Consider the following 3,467-nt stretch of genomic DNA (forward strand, 5'->3'; position numbering starts at 1 on the left):
CCCGCAGCGCCGCCGCCGCCACCCGCTGCACGGCGGCACGCACCACGCCGGGCCGCGGCGCGTCGCGCAGAGTCGTGAACCAGTGCTCCGGCGGGTTGCGGCCGGCGGCGCGGTGCCAGGTCAGGGCGCGCAGCACCCGCTCGGCCGCCGGCGGCAGCCGATCCGGCATCGCAAGGCCGTTCAGCACGCCCCAGATCCCGGCCCAGCAGCGCCCGACCGCCCAGGGATTGTAGCCGCCGCCGCCCAGCACGATCAGGCGCGGCGCCTCCGCCATCACCGCCCGCACCACGCCCCAATGCGCGTTGTTGGACAGGCCGAGGCGCGAGAGCGGGTCCTCCTCCAGCGCATCGGCGCCGCATTGCAGCATGATGGCCTGGGGCCGCAGGTGGCGGATGATGGGCAGGATCGCCTGGTGCAGCAGCCAGAGCATCTCGCTGTCGTGGAAGCCGGGCGGCACGGGCAGGTTGCGGGCATGGCCGCCGGCCTGGTCGGCGACCCCGCCGGTGAAGGGCCAGCGCCCATCCTCATGGACCGACAGGGTGAAGACCCGCGGGTCGTCATGGAAGGCGTCCTGAACCCCGTCGCCATGATGCGCATCGATGTCGAGGTAGAGGATGTTGTCGAGCCCCTGGTCGAGCCAGGTCAGCAGCCCGAGCACGGGATCGTTCAGGTAGCAGAAGCCGCTGGCGCGGTCCGGCCTGCCGTGATGCGTGCCGCCGCCCGGGCAATGCACCACGCCGCCCGCGACGGTCAGGCGCGCCGCCAGCATGCAGCCGCCGGCGGAGGTGGCGGGGCGCGAGAAGACCTCCCGGTACACCGGGTTGCCATGCGCGCCGATATGGAAGCGCGCCTTGTCCGCCGGGTCGGCACGCTGCGTCGCCTCCGCGCGCTGCAGCGCCGCCACGTAGTCGGGATGGTGGAAGCGGGCGAGCTCTGCCGGGGTCGCCATCGGCGCCGGCACCCAGCCGGCCTCGGGCAGCCAGCCCAGGGCCTCGATCAGGTCCAGGGTGGTGGAGACCCGCAGGATGGCGAGCGGGTGCTTCGGACCGTAGGAGGAGGCGCGGTAGATCTCCGACCCGATCAGCACGGGCCGCAGGCGCGGATCGGGCGGCATGCGGGCCGATAGACGCCGGTGCCGCCCTGGCGCAAGCGGGGGGCCGGCCGGCGGGCGCGCGATTCGCGTGGGAAGTTTGCACACGAGAAGTTGACCGAGGGCGTCGGGAGGAGGTAACCAGTCAGGGTCGCCGCATGCGAAACTGCTGGGCGACATGCGGATGGATGCGCCTGTCCATGCCCAACGCCGAGCAGGGGTCGTGAGCGGCTTCCCGGGGGTGCCCATCCCACGGCGGGATGGCCACGCGCCCCTGCCGCCGGGACTGCTGGCCGAACAGGTCGCCCAGATCTACCGCGAGACGCCGATGGCCGCCGGCGTCGGCGGCATCAACGCCGCCCTGATGGCGGCGCTGCTGCTGCAGACGGAAGGCGAGCAGCGGGCGCTGACCTGGCTGCTGGCGATGCTGCTGATCTCCGCCCTGCGGCTGGTGACCTGGCTCGCCTGGCGGCGGGATCCGGCGGCGCGCGGGCGGGCACGGCACTGGGGCAGGATCGGCACCGCCGGCGCGATCTGCGCCGGCATCGGCTTCGGCGCCGGCGGCGCCTGGCTCTGGCCCGACACCGCGGCGGGGCAATTCGCCTGGATCTTCCTGATCGGCGGCATGTGCGCCGGCGCCGCGGGGCTGCACCACGCGCATCTGCCCACCGCGCTCGGCTTCATCCTGCCGGCCGCCCTGCCCTTCGCGGCGATCTATGCCGGCATGGGCTCGCCCGATGCGCTGTCGGCCAGCGCGATGATCCTGGTCTTCGTCGCCGCGCTGACCGCCAGCGCCTGGCGCTCCTCGCGCGAGTTCACCGCCAATCTGCGGCTGCGCCTCGACCTCGCCGAGCAGGCCAGGGCGCTCGAGGAGGCGAATTCGCGCCTGCGCGAGGAGATGGCGCGGCACCGCGCCACCGAGGCGACGCTGCGGCAGGCGCAGAAGATGGAGGCGGTCGGCCAGCTCACCGGCGGCATCGCGCATGACTTCAACAACCTGCTGACCGCCGTGCTGGGCAGCCTGGCGCTGCTGCGCAAGCGGCTGCCGGCCGGCGATGCGCGCGCCGCGCGGCTGCTGGAGAATGCCGCGCAGGGGGCGCAGCGCGGCGCCAGCCTGACCCAGCGCCTGCTGGCCTTCGGCCGTCGCCAGGCGCTGAACCCGACCGCGGTGGATCTGGCGGCGCTGGTGCAGGGCATGGCGGCGCTGCTGCGCGGCGTGCTGGGCGGCGCGGTGCATGTGCGCACCGAATTCCCGCCGGGCCTGCCGCCGGCCTGGGTGGATGCCAACCAGCTCGAGCTGGCGGTCCTGAACCTGGCTGCCAATGCCCGCGATGCGCTGCCGGCGGGCGGCGAGATCCTGGTCGGCGGCGCGGCGCGGCGCGTGGCGCAGCCGCAATCCGGCGGCCTGCCGCCCGGCGACTACGTCGTGCTCAGCGTCTCCGATGCCGGGGAAGGCATGGACGAAGCCACGCTGGCCCAGGCGATGGCCCCCTTCTTCACCACGAAGGGCGTCGGCAAGGGCACCGGCCTGGGGCTGGCCATGGTGCATGGGCTGGCGGCGCAGTCCGGCGGCGGGTTCCTGCTGCGCAGCGCCCGCGGCGTCGGCACGGTGGCGGAGCTGTGGCTGCCGCGGGCGAGCGCCGAGGCAGGGTTGGCGGAGGACGCGCCGGACCCGCCCCGGGCCGGGTCGCTCCCGGCCTCGCCCGGCGTGACGCCCGGCGGCCGCGTGCTGGTGGTGGATGACGATGCGCTGGTGCGGGCCAGCGTCGTCGCCATGCTGGAGGATCTGGGCCTGTCCGTGGCCGAGGCCGCGTCCGGCCCGGAGGCGCTGGCGCGGCTGCGCGCGGGGATGGCCGCCGACCTGCTGCTGACCGATTTCGCCATGCCCGGCATGACCGGGGTGCAGCTGGCCGAGGCGGCACGCGGCCTGCGGCCGGACCTGCCGGTGCTGCTCGCCTCCGGCTATGCCGAGCTGGAGGCCAGCGGCACCGGCGGCTTCGACCTGCTGGCCAAGCCCTTCGTGCAGGACGAACTTGCGCATGCGGTCGCCGCCCGGCTGGGCGTTCGCGGCCCCGTCGCGCCGCCGCAGGCCGGGCTGCGATCCGGCCTGAAGGCCGACCTGGCCTAGCCCGGGCGCCTGGCAGCGATCCGCCGGTCCGCCCCGGACCGCAGGCCGCGGCACGCCGTGGGATGAGGCGGGCACCGGCCGAGGGTCCAAGCCGCGCCGGCGAAGGCGCCGGCCGGACCCGGCGACGGCCCGCCGGCAGGTCCGTGGCGGCGCGAGGGTCGCAGGACGATCCGCCCAGGGCGCGGCTGCCGCCGGGCGGGCATGGCGCACCGCCGCGTGTCCTCGCCGCGGGCCGGGGCGGCCGGGCCG

General features: G+C 75.6%; 2 protein-coding genes. One reads left to right on the top strand and one right to left on the bottom strand.

Annotated elements, in window-relative coordinates; all coding sequences use genetic code 11:
• A partial coding sequence (locus tag E2C05_RS29950; RefSeq protein ID WP_133223270.1) for an acetoin utilization protein AcuC occupies window positions 1-1,114 on the bottom strand: 1,114 nt, incomplete at its 3' end.
• A gap of 199 nt (window positions 1,115-1,313) precedes the next feature.
• Between E2C05_RS29950 and E2C05_RS29955 the strand changes: the two genes are divergently transcribed.
• The gene (locus E2C05_RS29955) at window positions 1,314-3,218 is read left to right on the top strand and encodes a response regulator (RefSeq protein WP_240046953.1); all 1,905 of its coding nucleotides are present in this window, start codon (window positions 1,314-1,316) and stop codon (window positions 3,216-3,218) included.
• Window positions 3,219-3,467: the final 249 nt, after the last annotated feature.

The sequence above is a fragment of the Paracraurococcus ruber genome, from assembly GCF_004353985.1.
Lineage (GTDB): Bacteria > Pseudomonadota > Alphaproteobacteria > Acetobacterales > Acetobacteraceae > Paracraurococcus > Paracraurococcus ruber.